Source organism: Pseudomonas sp. SIMBA_041 (genome assembly GCF_046535095.1).
In the GTDB taxonomy this organism is placed as follows: domain Bacteria; phylum Pseudomonadota; class Gammaproteobacteria; order Pseudomonadales; family Pseudomonadaceae; genus Aquipseudomonas; species Aquipseudomonas mucoides.
The window spans coordinates 1-258 of the sequence record NZ_JAWRXJ010000537.1 but is presented as its reverse complement, the minus strand read 5'-3'; the positions used below and the strand labels follow the sequence as shown (position 1 = coordinate 258).

The 258-nt window shown below is 51.9% G+C and carries 2 protein-coding genes; one reads left to right on the top strand and one right to left on the bottom strand.

Annotated features, from left to right (window positions below; all coding sequences use genetic code 11):
- Window positions 1-180: L-rhamnose/proton symporter RhaT (locus tag SB725_RS32260; protein ID WP_410923565.1), on the top strand; the 180-nt coding region annotated here is incomplete at its 5' end.
- Here SB725_RS32260 and SB725_RS32255 read toward each other — a convergent pair.
- On the bottom strand, window positions 177-258 hold an 82-nt coding region (locus SB725_RS32255), incomplete at its 5' end, for an AraC family transcriptional regulator (protein WP_410923567.1). The two genes, SB725_RS32260 and SB725_RS32255, sit on opposite strands and share 4 nt — an antisense overlap.

Sequence of the window (258 nt, the reverse complement as noted above, 5' to 3'; positions counted from 1 at the left end):
CAGTATGACTACATCAGTTGGATGCTGCATATGAGTTTCTATGTATTGTGCGGCGGTATCGTCGGGCTGGTGCTGAAAGAGTGGAACAATGCAGGTCGCCGTCCGGTAACGGTGTTGAGCCTCGGTTGTGTGGTGATTATTGTCGCCGCCAACATCGTCGGCATCGGCATGGCGAATTAATCTTTCTGCGAATTGAGATGACGCCACTGGCTGGGCGTCATCCCGGTTTCCCGGGTAAACACCACCGAAAAATAGTTA